The sequence below is a fragment of the Streptomyces lunaelactis genome (genome assembly GCF_003054555.1).
Taxonomy (GTDB): domain Bacteria; phylum Actinomycetota; class Actinomycetes; order Streptomycetales; family Streptomycetaceae; genus Streptomyces; species Streptomyces lunaelactis.
In genome coordinates this window covers 4,515,215-4,536,495 of record NZ_CP026304.1, presented here as the reverse complement: position 1 = coordinate 4,536,495, position 21,281 = coordinate 4,515,215, and the positions used below count along the sequence as shown (strand labels likewise).

At 70.3% G+C, this 21,281-nt stretch carries 23 protein-coding genes; 12 read left to right on the top strand and 11 right to left on the bottom strand.

Features of this window, described 5'->3' with window-relative positions:
• Window positions 1–5 precede the first annotated feature (5 nt).
• Window positions 6–944 carry a hypothetical protein gene (locus SLUN_RS20860; RefSeq protein ID WP_175313412.1) on the bottom strand — a complete coding sequence of 313 codons (939 nt, stop codon included), beginning with the start codon at window positions 942–944 and terminating at the stop codon, window positions 6–8.
• A gap of 329 nt (window positions 945–1,273) precedes the next feature.
• Here SLUN_RS20860 and SLUN_RS20855 point away from each other — a divergent pair, with 329 nt between their 5' ends.
• Window positions 1,274–1,792 (top strand): Pycsar system effector family protein, encoded by a 519-nt coding sequence (locus SLUN_RS20855; protein ID WP_108150525.1) that lies wholly within the window; start codon window positions 1,274–1,276, stop codon window positions 1,790–1,792.
• A gap of 11 nt (window positions 1,793–1,803) precedes the next feature.
• Here the strand turns inward: SLUN_RS20855 and SLUN_RS20850 are convergent, their stop codons facing one another.
• From SLUN_RS20850 to SLUN_RS20830, 5 genes are all read right to left on the bottom strand, one after another.
• Window positions 1,804–2,511, bottom strand: a complete 708-nt coding sequence (locus tag SLUN_RS20850; protein ID WP_108150523.1) for a Crp/Fnr family transcriptional regulator — start codon at window positions 2,509–2,511, stop codon at window positions 1,804–1,806.
• A 292-nt stretch (window positions 2,512–2,803) separates the two neighbouring features.
• Window positions 2,804–3,862, bottom strand: coding sequence for a hypothetical protein (locus SLUN_RS20845; protein ID WP_108150521.1), 1,059 nt, complete (start codon window positions 3,860–3,862; stop codon window positions 2,804–2,806).
• 118 nt (window positions 3,863–3,980) lie between these two features.
• Complete coding sequence (locus tag SLUN_RS20840) at window positions 3,981–4,565, bottom strand: TIGR03086 family metal-binding protein (RefSeq protein ID WP_108150519.1); 585 nt, start codon at window positions 4,563–4,565, stop codon at window positions 3,981–3,983.
• 320 nt (window positions 4,566–4,885) lie between these two features.
• Entirely contained in the window at window positions 4,886–5,806 is a 921-nt protein-coding gene (locus SLUN_RS20835) for a helix-turn-helix transcriptional regulator (RefSeq protein WP_108150517.1), read from the bottom strand.
• Window positions 5,807–5,986: 180 nt separating this feature from the next.
• Window positions 5,987–6,484 (bottom strand): hypothetical protein, encoded by a 498-nt coding sequence (locus tag SLUN_RS20830; protein WP_108150514.1) that lies wholly within the window; start codon window positions 6,482–6,484, stop codon window positions 5,987–5,989.
• Between the two features lie 335 nt (window positions 6,485–6,819).
• Here SLUN_RS20830 and SLUN_RS20825 point away from each other — a divergent pair, with 335 nt between their 5' ends.
• From SLUN_RS20825 to SLUN_RS20800, 5 genes are all read left to right on the top strand, one after another.
• Window positions 6,820–7,173 carry a PadR family transcriptional regulator gene (locus SLUN_RS20825; RefSeq protein WP_108150512.1) on the top strand — a complete coding sequence of 118 codons (354 nt, stop codon included), beginning with the start codon at window positions 6,820–6,822 and terminating at the stop codon, window positions 7,171–7,173.
• A gap of 12 nt (window positions 7,174–7,185) precedes the next feature.
• Window positions 7,186–7,749, top strand: coding sequence for an HAAS signaling domain-containing protein (locus tag SLUN_RS20820; protein ID WP_108150510.1), 564 nt, complete (start codon window positions 7,186–7,188; stop codon window positions 7,747–7,749).
• Window positions 7,750–8,296: 547 nt separating this feature from the next.
• Entirely contained in the window at window positions 8,297–8,782 is a 486-nt protein-coding gene (locus SLUN_RS20810) for a sortase (protein ID WP_108150508.1), read from the top strand.
• 97 nt (window positions 8,783–8,879) lie between these two features.
• Window positions 8,880–9,551, top strand: a complete 672-nt coding sequence (locus SLUN_RS20805) for a class F sortase (RefSeq protein ID WP_108150506.1) — start codon at window positions 8,880–8,882, stop codon at window positions 9,549–9,551.
• 135 nt (window positions 9,552–9,686) lie between these two features.
• Window positions 9,687–10,472, top strand: coding sequence for a DUF72 domain-containing protein (locus SLUN_RS20800; protein WP_108150504.1), 786 nt, complete (start codon window positions 9,687–9,689; stop codon window positions 10,470–10,472).
• 70 nt (window positions 10,473–10,542) lie between these two features.
• On the opposite strand, the gene SLUN_RS20795 is transcribed toward SLUN_RS20800, so the two are convergent.
• The 5 genes from SLUN_RS20795 to SLUN_RS20775 form a co-directional block, all read right to left on the bottom strand.
• Entirely contained in the window at window positions 10,543–11,283 is a 741-nt protein-coding gene (locus SLUN_RS20795) for a hypothetical protein (RefSeq protein WP_108150502.1), read from the bottom strand.
• Entirely contained in the window at window positions 11,280–11,879 is a 600-nt protein-coding gene (locus tag SLUN_RS20790) for an RNA polymerase sigma factor (protein ID WP_108150500.1), read from the bottom strand. The genes SLUN_RS20795 and SLUN_RS20790 overlap by 4 nt, the downstream gene beginning before the upstream one ends.
• A gap of 86 nt (window positions 11,880–11,965) precedes the next feature.
• A complete protein-coding gene (locus SLUN_RS20785; RefSeq protein WP_108150498.1) occupies window positions 11,966–12,436 on the bottom strand; it encodes a hypothetical protein in 471 nt (156 codons plus the stop codon).
• Between the two features lie 217 nt (window positions 12,437–12,653).
• Window positions 12,654–13,436, bottom strand: coding sequence for a hypothetical protein (locus SLUN_RS20780; RefSeq protein ID WP_257153771.1), 783 nt, complete (start codon window positions 13,434–13,436; stop codon window positions 12,654–12,656).
• Between the two features lie 113 nt (window positions 13,437–13,549).
• Complete coding sequence (locus SLUN_RS20775; protein WP_257153770.1) at window positions 13,550–14,128, bottom strand: L,D-transpeptidase family protein; 579 nt, start codon at window positions 14,126–14,128, stop codon at window positions 13,550–13,552.
• A gap of 67 nt (window positions 14,129–14,195) precedes the next feature.
• Between SLUN_RS20775 and SLUN_RS41400 the strand changes: the two genes are divergently transcribed.
• The 6 genes from SLUN_RS41400 to SLUN_RS20750 all read left to right on the top strand — a co-directional run bounded on the left by SLUN_RS41400 (window position 14,196) and on the right by SLUN_RS20750 (window position 21,154).
• Window positions 14,196–14,462 carry a hypothetical protein gene (locus tag SLUN_RS41400; protein ID WP_254709963.1) on the top strand — a complete coding sequence of 89 codons (267 nt, stop codon included), beginning with the start codon at window positions 14,196–14,198 and terminating at the stop codon, window positions 14,460–14,462.
• Between the two features lie 257 nt (window positions 14,463–14,719).
• The gene (locus tag SLUN_RS20770; RefSeq protein ID WP_108150494.1) at window positions 14,720–15,127 is read left to right on the top strand and encodes a YciI family protein; all 408 of its coding nucleotides are present in this window, start codon (window positions 14,720–14,722) and stop codon (window positions 15,125–15,127) included.
• Window positions 15,128–15,135: 8 nt separating this feature from the next.
• Window positions 15,136–16,281 carry an RNA polymerase sigma factor gene (locus SLUN_RS20765; protein WP_108150492.1) on the top strand — a complete coding sequence of 382 codons (1,146 nt, stop codon included), beginning with the start codon at window positions 15,136–15,138 and terminating at the stop codon, window positions 16,279–16,281.
• 312 nt (window positions 16,282–16,593) lie between these two features.
• The gene (locus SLUN_RS20760; protein WP_254709962.1) at window positions 16,594–19,314 is read left to right on the top strand and encodes an FG-GAP-like repeat-containing protein; all 2,721 of its coding nucleotides are present in this window, start codon (window positions 16,594–16,596) and stop codon (window positions 19,312–19,314) included.
• Window positions 19,315–19,487: 173 nt separating this feature from the next.
• Entirely contained in the window at window positions 19,488–20,309 is an 822-nt protein-coding gene (locus SLUN_RS20755) for a maleylpyruvate isomerase family mycothiol-dependent enzyme (protein ID WP_257153769.1), read from the top strand.
• Between the two features lie 302 nt (window positions 20,310–20,611).
• Window positions 20,612–21,154, top strand: a complete 543-nt coding sequence (locus SLUN_RS20750) for a GNAT family N-acetyltransferase (protein WP_108150486.1) — start codon at window positions 20,612–20,614, stop codon at window positions 21,152–21,154.
• Window positions 21,155–21,281 lie beyond the last annotated feature (127 nt).

The following is a 21,281-nucleotide window of genomic DNA, read 5'->3' as shown; positions in this document are numbered from 1 at the left end:
GGCGCTCACTTCTCGCCGCCGGCGGCACGGACGTCCACCCCGAGCACTGTTCCGCCCGCCTCCACGCGAACGGCCTTGACGGTGCCCTCGAAGCTGCCCGCCATCCGGTCCGTGCGCACCCCGACCGCGTCCCCCGCCACTTCGTCCACGTCCACGTTGCCCCGCACCACGGTCGCGTGGCGCTGCCCGCCCTCGAACACCTCGTCCGTGAGGACGGCAGGGCCCTCCGGCCGCCGTGGCCCTTCCACGGCACCGCGGTACTCCCCGTCGGCCTCGAGGCCGTCGGCGCCCGTCGTGGTCGCCTGCCGGTCCGGTTCCAGGTCCAACTGCCGTGCACCGGCACCCGGGACCCAGATCCAGGCCTCCCCCTGATACTCCTTCTCCTCGACCCACGCCTGCCGGAACTCGTCCGTGCGGAGGGTGGTGTACACCTCCCCCCGCACGACGTCACGGAAGACGGTCGCCGACACCCCGACGGCCAGGCAGGCCTCCGATGCCTCCTTCAGAGCAGTGCGCAGGGCCGCGGAGTCGCGGATGCGGCCGATCTCGACCGGAGCCGGGCCGACGAAACCGTTGGCGCCCAGCGAGGCCGGGCCGAAGTGGACGGCTGCCCTGAGCCGGAGCCGTGCCTGCCGGTTCCGGTTGTGGTTGAAGACCCGCAGACCGGCATCCAGGCTGCGCATGAACGCGTCGACCAGGACAGGCTCGGAGGCCTCCGCGGGCAGGACCGCGAACACCGAGTCCCCGCCCTCCTGCGTCTTCCATCCCTTGCGGTCCAACCGGGCGGCGTCGGCCGCTTCGCCCAACAGCCGCGTGATCGCCTCCTGGAACTCGCCCTGCGTCACCACGTCGGCGCGGCCGTAACCCTCAGCATCGACTGCCAGCAGCAGTCTGCGCTCGAACTCTCCCATGCCACCCCGCCCATCGAGACCGTTCCTTGCCATGACACCTCTCGGGCTACACGTGCTTCACGGGGGAAGTTGTCGTTTCACTCAAACTCCCTGAAAATCAACGGAGTTACCACATACCAGCAGGCATGCCCGGCATCCCCCCGCAGCCTCCCGCGGAAGGAACCGGCGCCCGCTCCCCCGAATACGGACGCCGGCACTGAAGTCGTACACCCGCGCACCGGTGTGAACCCCGTGGAAATACGGATTGCCGAGATCTGTGACCTCTCCTGAAGTCCCGAGAACCCACAGAAGTGACTGGTTCGGTCGGGGCGTTCGCCCCCTTACTGGACGGAACACACCCTCGTCGACCGGAGGAGACTTCCATGGCACCAACCGGGCAGGTCACCGACAGCCGCCCTGCGCAGTACATGTTCACCGCGCTGCACACGACCCACCAGCACGCGGACACGAAGGCAGGCATCCTGGCGGCGGCGCAGGCGGCGCTGGCCGGCACGGCGGGAACGTGGAGTCGCCAAGCCGTGCTCGCCTGCGAACAGGGTGGCGCGGACGGCGCGTTCGCCGGAACACTGCTGGCTCTGTTCGTCTGCGGCCTGATCGGTGGCGCGGTGAGCCTGGCAGCGACGCTGAGCCCCCGCATGCTGCGGGCTCCAGCCGTCAATCGGTACAGCTTCGTTCATCTGGCATCGGGCCCCGACATCCTGCCCGCGGAAGGCGCGCACCCGGACGAGGCCGCGGATCGCCGGGAGTTGTCGCACACCGTACGGTTCCTCGCCCGCGTCGCCGTAAGCAAGTACCGCTGGCTGGCGAGGGCGGTGGTGTGCACGGCCGTCATGGGCGTGAGCGCGGGGCTGGGAGTGATCCTGCTGCCGGTAGTGGCCTGACGTCGACTCAGCTACGGCCCTTCGCCTGCCAGGTCCGCGAGCTGTCTGAGCCGTGGCAGGTCCCGGATGGTGGTGGAACGGTAGCCGGTCACCAACAGGCCCTCGTCGCGGAGTTCACGCAGCACCTTGTGGACGGTCGTCTCGGCAGCGCCGACCAGGGTGGCCAGCTCAGGCTGTGTCAGTCGGCAGCCGATCACCACGCCGCCGGGCCCGGACGATCCGTAGGACACGGCGAGTTCCACCAGCAGCCGGGCCAGCCGCACCTTCGCCGGATACCCGCGGAAGTCCAACCGCCGCCGATTCGCCCAGCGCAGCCGGTCGGCGACGATGGCGGTCAGGGCCAGGGAGACCTCGGGGCGGCGCAACAGCAAGCCCCGCAGTGCGCCGCCCTGCAGCACCCGGGCGGTCAGCGGGCGGCAGGCAGTGACCGTCGCGGAGCGCGGGGCGCCGGTCATCGGGGCCATCTCGCCCACCGTGTCCCCGGCGGCCCGGACCGCGAGGAGCGAACCCTCACCGTTCTCCACGGTCGCCGTGACCTTGGCGAAGCCGGACAGCAGCAGCAACACGTGCTGGTCGTCCGCTCCCTCTCTGAGCAGCACGGCACCCGCCTCGAACCGCGCCCGGGTACCCAGGCCGAGCAGTTCCCGCCGGGCCGGTGGCGACAACATCCCCAGCAGACTGCGCGCGGGCCACTCCTCGGACCCGATGGGCACATCCATGTGTATCCCCCGTATCCATCTGTGTTCGGGCGTGGCTACCGAGACGTCGTCCGGTTCGAACGAAGTCCAACACGATCTGCTCGTGCCGACCCGAACCTCAGTGTGATCGATGCCGAGCCGTGCCGTCGCGGTGTGCACTCCGGCCGGGTGAGCCCCGACCAGAGTCAGGGCCCCGCCCGGCAGATGAGTCGAGCTGTACGCCGGGGCCTGCCGACGTGAGCTCCTCGGCGTGATCCGGAACCGGCGCCGGCTCGTGGATGTGCCTTGCGGCACCCACACGGTTGTGCTGGTGTCAGTCGACCGCGACGGAGGTCAGGGTGAATCCGTTGTTGGGCTTGCCCATGAGCAGGGCGGGCAGCCCGCCGCTGAGAGCGAAGGTCGACCCCTTGGGGCCGGCGGCGATGCCGCTGGTCACGGGGTCGGTGACGGTGTCGGTGACCGTCACCGTGGCGGTCTTCCACTGACTGCAGGGGCGCACCCGCTGGATCTGGGCGGGCTTGCCGGACAGGAGGCCGCTGCTGACCGCCGCGATGGAGCCGTCCGGCAGCACCCGGATGCCGGCGGTGAGGGCGGCCAGCGGCTTGGAGAGTTCGACCTTCCGCGCCCGCTCGGGGTGGTTGACCGGTACCCGGACCAGAGAGCCGTCGGCCTTGGCGATGATGAGGTGGTTCTGCGGCGTCCACGCCACCGCGGTCATCCCGATGCCGGAGAGGAAGTTGGGAACGTCGACCGTTCCCTTCAGGAGGTCGCTGCGCAGGAGGACCGAGGCGCGGCCCTTGCGGTCGATGCGGAACACCGTCGGGGTGAGCTGGTCGACGGCGTACGCGGTGCCGTCGGGCGCCACCGTCACGTCGGCGATCAGGTGCTGCTTGCCGTCGGCGGCGACCGCGGCGAGATCGGCGTACCAGCGACGCTTTCCGCTGGTCAGGTCGTAGCTGCCGACTCCGGCGACACGGAACGTGGTGTCCTTGGCCGAGCGGTCGGCAAGGCCGTAGTCCACGTTGCCGGCCAGTACGCGGTGCCTGTCGCGGTCGACGCGGACCGCCTGGACGGACACCAGGCTCGGGTCGTCGACGAGGGTGCGCACCGTTCCGTCGAGACCGACGGTGGAAATCGTGCTGTGCTTCAGCGAGCCGACGACGAAGTTCTTCGACTGCCGGTTGTAGTCAACCGAGTGAGGGAAGACCTGCGGACCCTTGGCGTTGATGATGGCGCGCGCGGTTTCCTGGGTCTGCTCGATCCTGTGTCCGTCCCGGCCGGATTCCGTGGAGGCTGCGGCCGTCATGACGGCCGCACCAGTGGTGAGCACTGCGGTGAAAGCGGCGGCAGCGAGCACGAGCTTGAGCTTCATGGAAATCTTCCTCCGTCTGTTGATGCGTTCTTCGCGAAAAGCTGTGAGTGACTGAGCGCGGCGTCGACGCTGCCGCGGACGGCGTTGGAGTACGGGCGGACCGGCTGCGCGGGGGAGGTCAGCCGGTGATCTCGCGTCCGAGCAGGGCTGCCAGGTGGTCGATCGTGGGGGCATCCGCCGGGGCGGTGCGGGACTGTGCGAACGGGCCGTCCGGGGCGGGCGGCAGCTGCGCCACCAGGCCGCGGGCGAACTCGGTCTCCCGCTCGACCGCGGTGTCGTCGAACAGGGCCTTCCGGCCGGTGGCCTGGGCCAGGTCGAAGCCGTGCACCAGGTGCTCGATGGTCTGCAGGTGCAGTGCCACAGCGCCGGGCACCGCCCCGATCGGGGCCTGCACGGTGCGCTCCAGAGCTCCGGGTTGCGCGAAGGCGGTCACCAGAGCACCGGCCGACTCGCGGAACGCCGCCTTCAGCGAGGCCGGCGTGGGCTCGGTGCCGTCCGGCTGCTCAGAGCCCTCCGAGGTGGACTGTTCGGCCATCACCCCGATGAACACCCCCTGTCCCGTAACCAGGTGGTCGACCAACTGCTGGACGTTCCACTCGGAGCAGGGCGTGGGCGCGGTCCACTGGTCATCGGCGACGGTCTCGACCAGGTGGGCAACGGTGTCGACGATGTCGGTGAAAGCCGTCACGGGCGTGTTGGACATGGGAGATCTCCATTCATGGTCAAAAGGTGGCAGGACGGGGTGTTCCGGCGGCTCGCCGAGCGCGGGCACCGGCCTGGTGGGACATGTCCGTCAAGGGCACGTCGGTGCCCCTGCTGCGGAGGTGGGACGAGCGGCAGCGTCGTCGGCGACGGCGACGGCGAGGTAGCCGTGACACGCGCGGCTCAGGTCACTCGCGGCCCGGTTACCGGCAGTGGGCAACCGCCGGGGCGCCCGTCCGGGCGTGACGCATGGTCCGGCAGGCTGCGGTTCGGTTCGGTTCGGTTCGTCAGCCGGGCGGTTGGATCAGGTATGCGATCGGGTCAGGCGTGCGAGGAGGTGCGGGTGATGGGGCTGTCGGCCGTCTCCACCTCCCCGGTGGGGTGGAGGGTCCGGGTGAGCAACTGCAGCGCCGCTTCGGAGGCCGATCCGGGCGCCGCCGTCGTCACGACCAACCGGACCCCCTGTCCCCGCGGCACCGGCATCGACTGCTGCAGAACGTCCATCTCCCCGACCAGCGGATGCCGCATCCGGTACTCGGCCAGATCCCAGGCCCGCACCCGATGCTCGGCCCACAGGTCGGCGAACTGCGGACTCTGCATAGTCAGTTCACCGATCAGGGACGCCAGACGTGGGTCGTCCGGGTATTCGCCGACCGCCTGCCGCAACTTGCCCACCACATCCCTGGCCTTCCTCGGCCAGTCCACATAAAGGTCCCGCGTGTGGGCGTCCAGGAACACCAGCCGGGCCGTGTTGGGCCGTTCTGCCACCCGGTCCGGACCGGCGGCGTCCAGGTGCCCCGCGAACAGAGCGTGCCCGGTACGGTTCCAAGCCAGCACGTCCGAGCGCCGGCCAAGGACAACCACGGGTGCGTCCCCGAACGCGTCCATCAACTGGCGCACCGCCGGGGTGACCCGCTCGGCGGGCAGCCGACGCCGGCGAGTCTGCTGCCGGCCATCACCAGCCAGGTCGTGCAGGTGACGCCGCTCCGCGTCGTCCAGCCCCAAAGCCGTGGCCAGTGCATCAAGGACCTGCGGCGACGCGCGTCGCGACAATCCCTGCTCCAACCGGATGTAGTAAGCCACGCTGACCCCCGCCAGCTGGGCCAGCTCCTCGCGCCGCAGACCCGGCACCCGCCGCCGGTCGCCGTACTCCGGCAACCCCACGTCCGCAGGCTTCAACTGCGCCCGGCGCGTGGACAAGAACTCGCCGAGGAGGGACTTGCCGTGCCTTGTGTCGTTCATGCGACCGAGTATGGTCCGGCCTCCATCTCCTAGCCTGCCCCTGGAAGTAACAGGCACGACGCCCGCCGAGACCGCGCCGCAATCGTGGTGATGGTCTTTCCTGGGCGGCCGCAGGGGAGCGGCGGGAGCGAGGACGGGAACACGCATGGGCAGGGGACTACCGTCCCGGTCCGGCTGCGGTCACGTGCGGCGGCGCTGCTCCTGGACGGCCTTCATGAGGTCCTCGATGGCGGACCGGGTGTCGCGGTCACGCGCGTCATCGATCGCTTCGAGAGCGGCGGCCGCGGCCTCACGAATGTGGTGGGGAAGCCCGTCGGCGGCCGTGAGGTGGTAGGCGGCCTTACGGCGCGCCCTGCGCTCGGCGGGGTCTACTGCGTCGGGGCCGGACAGCGGAAAGACGGAGGCCCTGTACGCGGATATCCCCAGCACCACCATGTCCCCGATTCCGTCGGCGTACCCGAGCGCGGCGGCCTTCCCGTGGCCTTCCCGAATGGTTGCGATCATTCGACGGCGGGACAGGATCGTGCCCAGGGCGGCGCCGCCTCCCAGGGAGAGGGCGCAGGCGACGGCGAGGAACGGCCCGTCCCAGACGAAGCCGGTGACTGCTCCGAGGCCCGCGAGCGCGACGGTCCATCCGGCCGCTGTCCGGGAGCCTATGTGCTCGGGTGTGGTGTCCATGGTGGGAGTGTCCCAGCCGGTACCGACGCCACCGGTGTGGGGTGGACCGCCGGCCCCAGAACTCGGGCAGCCACTCCCAGAGGGCCGGCCACACAGACCGTTGCCGGTCGAGTTTCAGTGGCAATCGGTCAAGGTTCAGCGTCACGGCCTCGCTGCCCAGGGACGTGAACTCGACATTCAGCCCTGGGTACTTGTCCCTGATCCTCCGGCATTCATCCAGCGCCGCCGCTCTACTTCGGTACTGCCGGGGGCCGCGACGCGGGCCCAGGCGCCGCTCGGTAGACGTGCCAACATCACCTTGGACCTGCTGGAGATAACCAGGTACTATGCAATGCATGGAACCTGACATCACAGGTAAGCCCGTCGCAGGCAAGGCGGAGAGCCAGCTCCGTAAGGGGGTGCTGGAGTACTGCGTGCTTGCGATCTTGCGGGATGGCCCGTGCTACGGCGTGGAGTTGCTCGAAACCCTCGGCGCGGTGAACGTCATGGTCACGAGCCAAGGGACCATCTACCCCCTGCTGTCGCGGCTGCGCCGTGACGGACTGGTGGAGACCCACTGGGAGGAGTCCCCCAGCGGGCCGCCCCGGCGCTACTACGAACTGACGCCATCGGGGCACACGGCGCTGAAGGAGTTCACCGCCATCTGGCCGCACTTCCGTGACGCGGTCGACCACTTCATCACCGACTGACAGGAGACCGCCATGACAATCACCGAGCACCCGCTGGTGAAGAACTACCTGTCCGCCGTGACTCGTGAAACGGCCGGACTCAGCCCGGAAAGCAGGAACGAGCTGCTGGCCGACCTGGAAGAACACATCACCGTGGCACTCGCGAAGGAGTCCGCCTCCGGCCACGACGGGATCCGCGCCGTGCTCGCACGCCTCGGCGACCCGCGCGCGATAGCGGCGACCGCGCTCGGCGAGGAGCCCCCTGCTCCGCAAGTGAGCCGAGGACGCACCCTCGCCATGCTGGGCCTGCTGGCGGTGTCCGGCCCTCTGACGATCTTCACCCCGCCGCTGGGCCTCCTGGTCCTGATCGGCGCGATCTGGTGGCTGTGGACCGCGCCGCAGTGGCGCCACCGGGACAAGGTGATCGGGACGGCGGCCGCCCTCGTGCCGCTGCTGTTCGTGGTGGCGCAGTTCGTGGTCGCCGCGGGCACGCTGAACTTCGGCCTCGGAGCATTCATCCCGGTCCTCCTGGCCGTCCTGGCGCTCCCGGCCGCCGCCGGCGTCTATCTGCTGCGGTCCGCGGGGCGCCCGGCATGACAGGGGTTCCAGCGGCACGGCCGCTTGTTCCTGCCGACGATCCCGCGTCTGTGTCTATTCGCTGTCTGGGCCGTGGCGGGGGCACTCTTCGCGTGGGAACCGGTACGGGCGTCCCGTTTTTGAGCCGTACGTCCCTGTGCCGCAAGGGACTTCATCAGATCGCGGACCCAGCGGATGCCCTCGGTGCCGAGGCCGCTGACCGTTCACGGCAGGCGGCTGCTGGTCGAACGTGTCTGCTCGGCGGCCCGTCGCTCACGTGGCCGGTGCTGGGCAATCCGCCTTTCGACCGAGAGACCTACCAGCAACGCAACACGAAGGAACATCCCTAGCCCGTTCGCCGTCCCTCTGGTGATTCCTCCACCGTGACGGTCTCAGCTCCTGTGACCTGCGTAAACGATCAAGGGCGAGGAGACGCTACGCCTGCCCGGGTGACACATATGCCGATGCGTCAGGTTGCGGTGCTGACGGACTGTCGGTTGCCTCATGAACGGAGCACAGCAGAGGCGCCGCGCAGACAGGCCGGACACTGCTCCGTTGGAGGATCCGCATGCTCAGCACACGCGTTGGTGTAGGTATCGGCCTGGTTGTCGGTGCCCTTGTTCTGTCGGTCCCGGCCGCTGTCGCCGCCGATGACTCAGGCATCCGCATCCGCCCGGGGAACGCCTCCCCGGGCTCCACGGTCACCGTCAGTACGACCGCCTGCGGCAAGGAGACCTACGGCAAGGGCGAGTCGGAGGCGGGAGGAGCGTTCCACCTGTTCGCAGGTGACAGGGCGGGGGTGCTCACCGGGCAGTTCCAGGTCCCGGAAGAGACCGGGCCCGGCATCCACGCAGTCACCGTGAAGTGCCCACCGCGGGTCAAGGTCACCGATACGCACGAGATCACCGCCCGCACCCCGAGCGGCGCGGTCGACGCCGGTTTCGGGACCGACGGCAAGGGTACGCAGCTCGCCCTGGGCGGTGCGCTCCTCGCTGGAGCTGCCGCCGGGGCTGTGGTCAGGATGCGCCGCCGCCCGAGCGGTGTCCGAACCTGACCGCCCAACTCCCGCCACGGCGGCCCCCGGACACCGCGTCGATCCGGGGGCCGCGAGGGCCCCACCCCACCCGCTGCGAAGCAGAGGCTCAACCGCGATGGAAACCGGGCACCAGACCAGCGCTTCCCCACACTCCTTCATCCCTTCGGCCAAGTTTCTGGCCTGTGCCCTGGTGGCGGGCACCGTGCTGGTGATCAACGTGGCACGCGACGAACAGCCACCGCAGCCTTCGGCTGCCCAGGCCTTCTCCACCTCTGTACGGCCCGCTCCCAGCGGCACCGCCTCAGCCGCGCTCCCCGCCGTCCAGCCGCTGCCCCCCTCGGATCCGGTCCGGTTTCAGGTCCCCGCCATCGGCGTCGACGCCCCCATGGCACGACTGGACCTCGACGCGGCGGGGGCGCTACGGCCCCCGCCTGCCGACAACCCCAGCCTTGCCGGCTGGTACGGCGACGGCACGGCTCCCGGCTCAGCAGGGACAGCCGTCACCGCCGGACACGTGGACACGCGCACCGGCCCCGCCGTCTTCCACGACCTCGGTGCCCTGGCCAAGGGCGACACCATCGAGATCAGTCGCGCAGACGGGCGCACGGCGGTGTTCGCCGTTGACGCCGTGGAGGTCTACGACAAGAAGGAATTCCCGGACGAGAAGGTCTACGGCAGCTCCGACCTGCCCGAACTGCGGGTGATCACCTGCGGCGGCGGTTACTCCGAGCACACCGGCTACCAGGGCAACGTCGTGGTCTACGCGACGCTGGCCGCGGTGAAATAGCCAGTTCATCCTTGATGGCCATGCCAAAAGCCTGCTCCCACGGCGCCCGGAGCACCGGCGGGCAGGGGACGACCAGGGAGGGGAGCATCCCGAATAAGGCGATATATCCCATGCCTCATGGGCAGGGATCGGACCATGCCCATGCTCGTCGGAACTTCAGGCTGGCAGTACAAGGACTGGCGCGGCGTTCTCTACCCGCCCGGGCAACCGCAGCGGCTGTGGTTGGAGGAGTACGCCCGGCACTTCGCCACCGTCGAGAACAACAATGCCTTCTATCGGCTTCCCACCACAGAGATCTTCGCCTCCTGGCGGGAGCGGACGCCCGAGGGGTTCGTCATGGCGGTCAAGGCCAGCCGCTATCTGACCCATCTGAAGCGGCTGCGCGACCCCGAGGAGCCGGTGCGCCGGCTGACGGATCGTGCCGAGGGCCTCGGCGACCGGCTCGGGCCCGTCCTGCTGCAACTGCCGCCCAACTTCCGGGAGGACATCGCGGCTCTGGACGCCTGCCTGAGCTGCTTCCCCGACACGGTTCGGGTGGCCGTTGAATTCCGCCACACCTCATGGTGGGGAGCGGAGCGGGAGCTCCGGGCGGTGCTGGAACGGCACGGCAGCGCCCTGTGCTGGGCGGATCGAGGGTCCCGCCCGGTGACGCCACTGTGGCGTACCGCGTCATGGGGGTACGTGCGGTTTCACGGCGGCATCGCCGGGCCGCCGCCGCGCTACGGCCGTCAAGCGCTGAAATCCTGGGCCCGACGCATCGCCGACGCCTGGCCGGACGAGGACGAAGTGTATGTGTACTTCAACAACGACCTGGGTGGTGCGGCCGTGGTGGACGCCGCCAAGTTCGCGCGGGCCGCGGCCGCGTTGGGCCGGACGGTGAGCCGTACGCCTCCGGCCTCGGCGGCACAGTCCATGTCCTGAGCGCCATAGCCGCCGGCCACTCGATCCCGCGTGCGGACTTGAAAGACGATGCGGACAGCCGAGGTGGGCGTCACCCTGTTTCGAAGTCTGGCGCTGCGCCTGGGCCGGCCGATCCCGGAGCGTCCTTCTTCCCCGGCTTTTCGGGCTGTTCCGGACTTTTCTCCGCCGGGCTCGAGCCGGTACTCCCCTGCTGCTCGCCCGCCAACAGCTGCTCACAGTAGGCCGGTACGGCCTCCCGGCTGCCCGCCGCCTCCTCAAGGCGGGTCATGGCCGCGTCCCCAGGCGCCTTGCCCTGCCGCTCCACTGCCAACAGGTAGACGCGGCAGTGCGCGACGATGTCCTGCGCCGTGCCCGATCGCTCCGCCGGGGAGTCGTGCGAGTCCGACGGGATGGGCCTCGCCGAACGCTGTGGCGCCCGCTCCCCGCCCCCGTCACCAGCCGTTTCCTCGCCCGCGCCGGGTACCGTGGGCGCGTTCCGCCCCGGCTTCGGCTCCGCGTCGCCACCGAACGGCGACGAGATGGCACCCTCTCCCGCTGCAACCGCGACCCCGCCGAGCGCCGCCGCCGCGACGACACCCGCCAGCAGCGCCTTGAGTGACCGTGCCCGGCGACGCTCCCCGGCGGGCCGCCAGTCGTCCCGTCTGCGCCGCCACCGCAGCGGCGCCGCGTGCACGCCCTTCTCATGGGCCGTACGGAAGGCCTGGAGCGCCTGCTCCTCGGCAGCCGGAAAAATGAGGGCGCCGGGGCGGCTCGCCGCTTCGAGCAGCGCCTCCAGCTCGGGGGGACGGGGATCTTCCCGTTCGGGTTTCATGTCTCATCCTTCAGCGTGCGCTGTGCCCCAGGCGTCACACCGCCCGCTCCAGCCCCGGTGAGTCGCCCCGCCAGTCCCTTCAGTCCCCGGTGTGCCGCGGTGCGTACGGCCCCGGGGCGCTTGCCCAGCACCCGCGCGGTCGCCGGCCCGTCGAGCCCGACGACAACGCGCAGCAGGACGGCCTCCGCCTGGTCGCGCGGCAGACTGCCGATCAGTTCGAGAGCCTGCTCCGTGGAGATCGTTTCCAGGGCCGCGGCGGCCGTGTCGTGTCCGCCCGGCAGTTCCAGCATGTCCTGTTCCAGCAGTGAGGTGCGCGGACGCCGCTTCTGCCGGCGCAGATGGTCCAGGGCACGGTGACGGGCGATCGTCGCCGTCCAGCCCCGGAAACCCGCACCGTCGCCACGGAAGCGGCCCAGGTCGCGGGAGATCTCCAGCCAGGCGTCGGAGGCCACGTCCTCGGCGTCGTCGCCGACCAGGCCTCGGACGTAGGCGATCAGGCCCGGCTGCACCAGCCGGTACGCGATCGTGAACCCTTCCTCGTCCCCCTGCTGAGCCCGCTCAACGGCAGCGCCGAGCTCCGCGTCGTACGCCCCCACACTTCCCTCTCCGTACCAACTACGCACCGCCCTGGCGCACGCCCCCTTACTTCTGCGCACGAAGGCCGGGAAGTGTCACACCGCCCTCACCCGATCCGCCCGCCGCAGACGGCCGTCTGGTCGATCGGCGCGGCAGCCTTGCGCCTCCGCCCGTGCAGCAACAGATAAAGGCGCTGCACCGACTCCTCCGGGCCGCCCCGCTCGAAGCGGTTGACCACCTTGCCGAGCGGATTCCACACGCGCTCATCGGGCATCCGAATCCCCACCGGCTGCCCGAACAGCTCCCGCTGCTCCGCCCCGAAGTCCACCCACCCGGCCCCGGCCCGCCGGACGATCACCTCACCCGTGTACGCCCCGAGGCCTTGGAGAAGCCCGGCGATCTGCCCGCGCTCCGGACGGCCGCGCCGTAGCCCGTCCACCATGAAGTCGACGAGCCGCAGACTGGCCACGGAGTAGTCGAACGGCAGCCGGTTGCGCTCGGTCAGCCGGTCCACGACCCCGGTGACGTACACGCGCATGCCGGCAGCACCGGGCAGCACTCCAAAGTCCCTATCCATGTATGACCAAGCGTCAGGCGCGCGGAGAACATCACAGGGTGGGGGAAGTGATGGTTCTCATGTACGAGTTCGAGCCGGCCGTGCAACCATCGACCCGGTTCGGGCGTCGTGCACGATCACCGCCGCCGACGGATGCGTTGTCGGTGCCCCGGGATACGTTCCCCTTCGGGGCCCGGCCTACGGGCCGACCGACAGGGGGTCCGAGGGCCTTCTGGTACTAGGCATTCGCGTCTGCTGGAAGCTCGATGTCCCCTTCGAACACTCCCCGGTTCTCCTCGTTCACATCCTGGCCAAACGTGATGTCCTGCCCCCCATAGGGGATCAGAAAGCCGAAACGGAATCGGTGGGACTCGACTCTGTACGTCTCAGGGTCGAGGATCAGCGTCTCCTCCAGCTGGGACAGGGTGAGTTGATCCTCGGTCGCTGAAACCCCGGCCTTCTGGAGTTGCTTCAGTGTCGGACTGAACTCGCGTACCGCCTTCTCGACAAAGGCCCGGTCCCGCACTTCCGGCAACTTCCGTGGACCAGAGCGGACTTGGAGTCGAATCCTCCCTCCCGCCTTCGTCAGCGTGACGCCATCCCCCGACTCCCGCACATACTTCCTGAACTCCACTATGGCAGCCATGGGGTCTTCCACTTTGTTCTTCATGTCCGGATCGGAGACCGGTCCGTGCTTCCAGGCGTCCCCGCCTTCTTTGACGTACGCCGTACCATCGATCACAAAGATCTCTTCAGGCTTACGTTTCCCTTTGCCGACGACCGTCCCTGAAGAATGGAGAGCGGCAGGGTCCTGGGTCCGCCTGAGCGCGGCCTCATAGGAAGCGGTGCTCGTCTGCCCCTGCAAGACGAGTTTCTCACTGCCCTTCACCGCGAAGGTCCAGCCGCCCTCGGCCGCCATCGCCTCTTGCGCTCGGTCAAGGAAGTCCTCTGCGGTGACGGGCTTCGCGGGCTCCGTCTTCTCTGCTTCGGGACTCGCCGACACAGCCGACTCGACCGACACCGCCGGCTCCCCTTCCGCAGAGCAACCGATCAACGAAAGGGAGAGCGGGACACTCAGCGCGGCACATCTGTAACTCACTCGCATGTTCAGGCTCCTTCGGCCGGTGGTTCGGGTCAGCCGATGGCGATGCGCGGGTGCGCGCCGGGCTGGATCCAGGCCATGATCCGGTCCATCGTGGAGCGCGGCACGGAGACGCAACCCGCCGTGGCCCCACTGCCGTTGACGTGCAGGAAGATCCCGGCCCCGCGGCCCGGCGTGGCCGGCCAACGGTTGAAGTTGATGACCAGCGCCTTGGCGTACTGGGTCGGGTAGTTGATGAGGTGCTCACTGCCCCGCTCGCCGCTCTCGGTGAGCGGGAAGTCGGCCCCGGCCTCGGTGTGCATCGAGTTGTAGAACTTCGACTCGGGGTCCTGGACCCACCAGTGGCTGGAGTTGACCCGGGTGTACGGCATGGCGGTACCACTCGACTCGACGCCGAAGCCCTCGGTGATGGTGTACGTGCCCGAGGGCGTGGTGTAGGTGCTCTGCCTGCGGGCGGCCCCGTCGACGACACCGTTCGATCCGACCCGGCCGCTGTCGGAGATGACCGCCTTCCAGCCGGACGGCCCCTTCGCCCAGGCCGTGACCGTGGCGTACGAACCGCTGGCCTTCACAGTGATGAGCTGGGTGGAGTTGCCCACGTTGACCGGCACAGGGAAGTCCGGGGCAGAGGCGGGTGCCGGGGCTGCCTGAGTCTTCTCCGTACCGCCGGCCGCTGCGGTGCTGGAGCCACTGACCGACGGCGACGCGCTGCCGGACGGCGCCGCGGACGCGGAGGATGATGCAGACGCCGAGGCGGAGGCAGAACTGCTGGGCGAGGCGGACGAGGTGGGCGCGTCCGACGTGACGCTGCTGTCGCTGGGCGCGGCTTCTGCGGCGGCCGGGGCGTCCTGGCCCCCCTGGTGCCCGCATGCCGACACCAGGAGTATCGCGCCGGTGGCGGCCAGTGCGGCGGAGAAGTTACGGGACGAGGGCAGCACGAAGTAACCCTTCGGGTCGATGGGGGAACGTGACGGCCGAGGACGGCACGGGGAAGTCGGGCCGGTTCTATACCAGGCCGACGCCGGAATGCGAACCAGCGGACCTTTCGTACCAATCCCCTGAAATTGTCGCCGGAGGGCCAGAATTAACCCCGCACTTGACGCCCAAGGAGATTCGGACGCGATGTCGAGAATTCGTGGCCGGCTCCGTCCCCGTAGTGAACGCGACCACAATGGGTCGCACCAGCACCGAGGAGAAACACCATGGCCAAGTATTTGCTGCTCAAGCACTACCGCGGCGCCCCGGCTTGCGTCAACGACGTGCCCATGGACCAGTGGACGCCGGAGGAGATCTCGGCGCACATGCAGTACATGCACGACTTCGCGGCCCGGCTAGAGGGGACCGGCGAGTTCGTCGACGGTCAGGCGCTCGCCCCCGAGGGGACGTTCGTCCGGTACGACGGCGAGGGTCGCCCGCCGGTCACCGACGGACCGTTCGCCGAGACCAAGGACCTCATCGCCGGCTGGATGGTGATCGACGTCGACAGCTACGAGCGCGCCGTCGAGCTGGCCGGGGAACTGTCGGCCGCCCCTGGGGCGGGCGGGAAGCCGATCCACGAGTGGCTGGAGCTGCGCCCGTTCCTGGCCGCGCCGCCCACCATCACGGAGTGACCTCAGAGGTGAACGAGGTCCTGCTCCGGAGCCTCACGCCGAGCGTGCTCGGGATCCTCGTCCGCCGCGGAGCCGACTTCGCGGCGGCCGAGGACGCCGTGCAGGACGCGCTGGTCGAGGCGGTCCGCGTCTGGCCGGCCGACCCGCCGCGGGACCCGAAGGGCTGGCTGGTCACCGTGGCCTGGCGCCGGTTCCTCGACGCGACCCGGGCGGACGCCGCGCGCCGCCGGCGTGAGGACCTCGTCGACGAGGAGCCGGCGCCCGGGCCCGCGCCCGCGGTGGAGGACACGCTTCAGCTCTACTTCCTGTGCGCCCACCCGTCGCTGACGCCGTCGTCCGCGGTCGCGCTCACGCTGCGCGCCGTCGGCGGGCTGACCACCCGCCAGATCGCCCAGGCCTACCTGGTGCCCGAGGCGACCATGGCGCAGCGCATCAGCCGGGCCAAGCGCACCGTCTCCGGCGTACGGTTCGACCAGCCCGGCGACGTCGCCACCGTGCTGCGCGTCCTCTACTTGGTCTTCAACGAGGGCTACTCCGGCGACGTCGACCTCGCCGCCGAGGCCATCCGGCTCACCAGGCAGCTCACGGCCGCGATCGACCACCCCGAGGTGGCGGGGCTGCTCGCCCTCATGCTGCTCCACCACGCCCGGCGCGCCGCCCGGACCGCGCCCGACGGCAGTCTGGTGCCGCTCGCCGAGCAGGACCGCGGCCGGTGGGACACCGAGTCGATCGCCGAGGGCGTCGAGATCCTGCAGGCGGCCCTCGCCCGCGACCGGCTGGGCGAGTTCCAGGCCCAGGCCGCCATCGCGGCACTCCACGCTGACGCGCCCACCGCCGAGGAGACCGACTGGGTGCAGATCGTCGAGTGGTACGACGAGCTCGCGCGCCTGACCGACAGCCCGGTCGTCCGGCTCAACCGCGCGGTGGCCGTCGGCGAGGCCGACGGACCGCGCGCCGGCCTGGCGGCGCTCATGGCGCTGGACGACTCACTGCCCCGCCACGCCGCGGTGGCGGCGTACCTCCACGAGCGCGACGGCGACCTGGCGACGGCGGCACGGCTGTACGCCGAGGCGGCCCAAAAGGCACCCAACCTCGCCGAGCGCGACCACCTGACGCGCCAGGCCGCCCGGCTCAACGCCCGCCGGTGCCGCTGACGGGCCGCGCTCGGATTTCCCCGCAGCACGTGGAGCGGCCCCGTGGCCGGAGCGGTCGCCTCGAAGTGTCCCGATGAGGCCGGTGGGGTTGCCTCCGCTGAAGGAGTACCGGTTCCCCGTGAGGGATCGGTGCCAAGACCCGTGTCGGAGAGCGCGCCCCGGGTGACTCCGGATCCGTGGCCCTGTGACGTTTCGCAGATGGGATGCGCTGGGTACAGCAGGACACCCATGTGACGGGTGCGCCGCAAGTGAACTTCCAGAGGGGTGGGGCATTTGAGCCCGCGTACGTCGCATGCGTACCGAACACTGAGCATGAAGCGCCGGGTGTGGCTGACCCTGGGCGCTGTCGTCCTGGGCGGGGCCGGCGTCGTTACCGTCGCCATAGCCAATCCGCCCGAGGACCGTGGCCCTTCCGGTCCCGAGAAGCGCCCGGCGAAGGTCCGGACGTTCGAGCTCGCCAAGGGCGGGTCCAACGAGAGGGAGCTGCCGGCCACGGGCACCGAGCCGTTCTCGCTCGTCGGCATCGGCTGGGACAGCGCCACGGCCGAGGTCGCGGGCACGGCTCAGGTGCGTACCCGCGAGGCGGGCACCGGAAAGTGGTCCGGCTGGCAGGCGCTGGAGCTGGACTCGCACGGGCCGGACGATTCCGAGGGCGCGACGCGCGGAGCGTCCGAGCCGCTGTGGGTCGGCCCGTCCACCGCGGTGCAGGTACGGGTCAAGGCGGCCAAGGCGCTGCCCAAGAACCTGAAGCTGCACATGGTCGACCCGGGCGTGAGCGCCGCCGAGGCCGGGAACCCGGCCGCCACGGTCATGGACAACGCCGCGTTCGCGGTGGACGAGACGCCGGGCGCGACCCCGACGGACCCGGTCACGCCGACGGACACCGTGACACCGACCGAGACCGTCACACCGACCGAGACGGCACCGACGGAGACCGTGACGCCCTCCGAGTCCGTACCGCCGCCGTCCCCGAGCAGCACCGCGACCGACACTCCGAGCGGGTCGCCCACCCCGACGGACACCGTCACGCCGTCGCCCACTCCCACCAAGCCGACCGCGCCGCCGTCGACGGTGAAGCGGCCGCCGATCATCGACCGCGCCCAGTGGGGCGCGGACGAGTCCATGGTCGACGACCCCGCCGAGTACATCGACAAGGTCCAGGCCGTCTACATCCACCACACCGTCGGCTCGAACAACTACAGCTGCACCGAATCGGCCGCTCTGGTCCGCGGCATCATGACGTACCACGTCAAGACGGAAGGCTGGAACGACCTCGGTTACAACTTCCTGGTCGACAAGTGCGGCCGGATCTTCGAGGGCCGCGCCGGCGGCGCCGACCTGCCGGTCAAGGGCGCGCACACCTACGGCTTCAACAGCTACTCCACCGGCATCGCACTGCTCGGTGACTTCGAGGGCGACACCGCCACCGGCAAGCCCGCCGGCCGGCCGACCACCGCGGCTCAGCAGTCCGCCGCCCGCGTCGCCGCCTGGAAGCTGGGCCAGTACGGCGGCAGTCCCAAGGGCTCCGTGACCCTCACCTCCATGGGCAACACCGGCAAGTACACCGAGGGCCAGCAGGCCACGATGAGCGTGATCTCCGGCCACCGCGACGCCTTCGCCACCGCCTGCCCGGGCAAGAACCTCTACGGCAAGCTCTCCGCGATCCGCGACTTCGCGGCCGGCCCCGGCCGCAACTCCGCCATTGCGACCTCGGACTTCAACCGGGACGGCATCACCGACCTGGTCGCCGGTCTGCCCCGGATCGCGAGCAGCGACGGCAGCGTCACGGTCCTGCCCGGCACCACCAACGGCCCCGGTTCCGCGGCCCGCAAGACCCTCAACCAGAACAGCGCCGGAGTCCCCGGCACCTCCGAGGCAGGTGACCTCTTCGGCTCCGACAACGCCTGGGCCGATGTCAACGGCGACGGCTACGCCGACCTCGTCATCGGCGCACCGGGCGAGAACGGCACCTCGACGCAGGCAGACACCGGCCAGGTGTCGGTGCTGTACGGCCCCGGCCTGGCCGGCGGGAAGAGCTACTGGACCAACGAGGCCACCCGCGTCGCCGGCGAGAAGCTCGGCGCCACCGTCACCTCCGGCGACTTCAACGCCGACGGCAATGCGGACATCCTCTCCGTCGCCCCGGGCAAGCCCGGCCGCTGGTGGGCGTGGGACGGCAAGTCCGGCGCGGCGACGGCCGGTTACCTGAACACCTCGGCATACACCGCGGCCGCCGGCTACGCGAGCGCCGCGACCGGCGACTTCAACAAGGACGGCTACGCCGACGCCGCGATCAGCTTCCGCGACCCGGGCGGCATCGGCCGCCTGCTCTGGCTCAAGGGCTCGGCGACCGGACTCCAGCGCGTCGGCATCCTTGACGCGCGCGGTGGCCGCTCGCTCGCGGCGGGCGACCTCAACGGCGACGGCTACACCGACCTCGCTGTCGGCCAGCCGAGCACCACGGAGTCCGGTCACACCCTCACTGGCGGCGCGGTGACGGCCGTCTTCGGCTCGTCGACCGGACTGACCTCGACCGGCCGCAAGACGTTCGGCCAGGACACCACCGGCGTCCCGGACACCGGCGAGACCGGCGACGACATGGGCGCCTCCGTCTCCATCGGCGACGTCAACCTCGATGGATACGACGACATCCTCACGGGCCTGCCGGGCGAGGACATCACCCGCGGCGGCGTCTCGCAGACGAACGCCGGTCAGGTCATCCTGCTGCGCGGTTCGGCCACCGGCCCCACGGCCACCGGCTCGGTCGCGTACCACCAGGACACCACCGGGATGCCGGGCACCACGGAGCCCAACGACCGCCTCGGCTCGTCGGTCTCACTCACCGACCTGTCCGGCTACGGCAGGGCCGACCTGGCCATCGGGGCCGACGGCGAGGACGCGAACAACGGCACGATCCTCCAGTTGGACAACAGCAGCACCAGCGGGATCGTGACCAGCTCGGGCGTCTTCTACGGCACCACAGCACTGGGCGCACCCGCAGGCATCCGCATCGGCGAGATCCTGACGCCCTAGCAACCACTGTGCTCGAAGGCCGGGGTCCCAGGAGTCGGGACCCCGGCCATCGAGCACGGTGCAGCTCTTGTCGCAGCCCTCGTTGCCTGGTTGTGTACGCGGGCGATCCCGAACAGGTTCGCCTGCGGGCTGCGCGATCCGCTGTGGGTACGAGGGTGATGGTGGGAGAAGGCGTGGCACCAGTGGCTGGGCAGGACGTACGAGGCACTCTGCCCGAGGGACTTGGTGACGCTGTACGCGGCACCGCCGAGGAGATCGCCGCGCTGCTGCGCGAGGTTGCCGACACGGGTGTTCCGGTGCCCGGGTCGCACTGGAGCGTCGGGGCGGCGGCAGCACATCTGGCGCAGGCCAATGAGCTGATGGCCGACATCGCGGCAGGACATGAGCGCAGCCACGGGGACGGCACCCCGCAGAGCCTGGCAGCGGCCAATGAGCGCGCGCTCGCCGCGTTCGGCGAGCGCGCGGCCGAACCGCTGGCCGCGATGATCGAGGCGCAGGCTGTCGCCTTCCTCAAGGCGGTGGACCAGCACGCGGTGGACGGGACTGTGGTCACCCCGCTGGGCCCGATGAGCCAGGCCGTACTGGGCTCGTACCTGCTGGCGCACATGCTGGGCCACGGCTACGACCTCGCCCGCGCGCTGGACCGCCCGCACATGATCGACCGGGCCCGGGTCGAGCTGACCCTGCCGTTCCTGATCACGGCCATGCCACGCGTGGCCGACGCCGCCGCCACCGCTGAGCTGACCGCCCGCTACACGATCCGCCTGTGGGGCGGCGCCCGCTTCGGCGTCACCTTCACCAACGGCGCTGTGGCCGTGAGCCCGCAGCCGCCGAGCCGCCCGGACTGCACCATCCTCACCGAGCCGGTCACCTTCCTGCTCATGGCGCTCGGCCGCTGCGACCCGTGGAGCGCCATCGCCCGGGGACGCGTCCTCGCCTGGGGCCGCAAGCCCTGGCTCGCCCCCCGCTTCCCGACACTCTTCACGGCGCCCTGATCTCACCGGGCGACCTGGATGCCGCTGCTGATCCCGCCGCCCGGGGTGGGGCGGGCCACCTCCTCGAAGCCCGCGGCGAGGAAGAGCGGAAGCGTGCCCGTGCAGGAGGCCTGGGAACCCATACGGCCGTACGCCGCCGGCTCCTACGCGAACGTCGAGAGCGGCACAGGGAGCGACACCTTCGACCGTGCCTACCCTGGAACGACCGGCACCCGTGTCAAGGAGACCTGGCGGCGCTACGACCCCGACGGGATCTTCTGCCCGGTGCGGATCCGACGCGGAGGACCCACCAAGGAGGACGGATGGTTGGTCAGCTTGAGACCGAGAGGTTGATGCTGCGGCCCTGGCGCATCCAGGATGCGGAACAGGCGCTCGGCATCTTCAGCGCTTCCAGCGTCGCGCGGTGGCTGAGTCCGGCCATGGACCGTGTCGGGGACGTCAACGCCATGCGGCTGGTCCTGCAGCAGTGGATCGGCGAGGACGGCCGGCTGGTCCCGCCGGCGGGCCGCTGGGCGATCGAACGGCGAGAGGATCAGCGCCTCGTCGGCGGCGGGATCCTGTTGCCGCTTCCTCCGCGCGGGGACGACATCGAGATGGGGTGGCAGTTGCACCCCGAAATGTGGGGCCAGGGCTACGCCTCCGAGGCGGGGCGCGCGCTGGCTCGCTGGGCCTTTGACAAGGGGTTCGACGAACTCCTCGCGGTGGTCCGGCCGGCGAACAAGCGCGCTGCGGCGACCGCTCGCCGGATCGGCATGGAGTGGGTCGGCGAGACCGAGAAGTACTACGACATGCGGCTCCAGGTGTTCCGGCTTCGCCCAGGAGACTTCGAAGCGCAGGTGTCATGACCGAGAGGGTGCCGTGACGCACCAGGTGCCGTGACCCGCGCGGGCCTCAGGCCGTGGCCGCAGCGCCGCCTGACTGGTCGTCGGGAAGTGGCAGACACGGCCTAGGACGCCGGGGCAACCCTCCCGC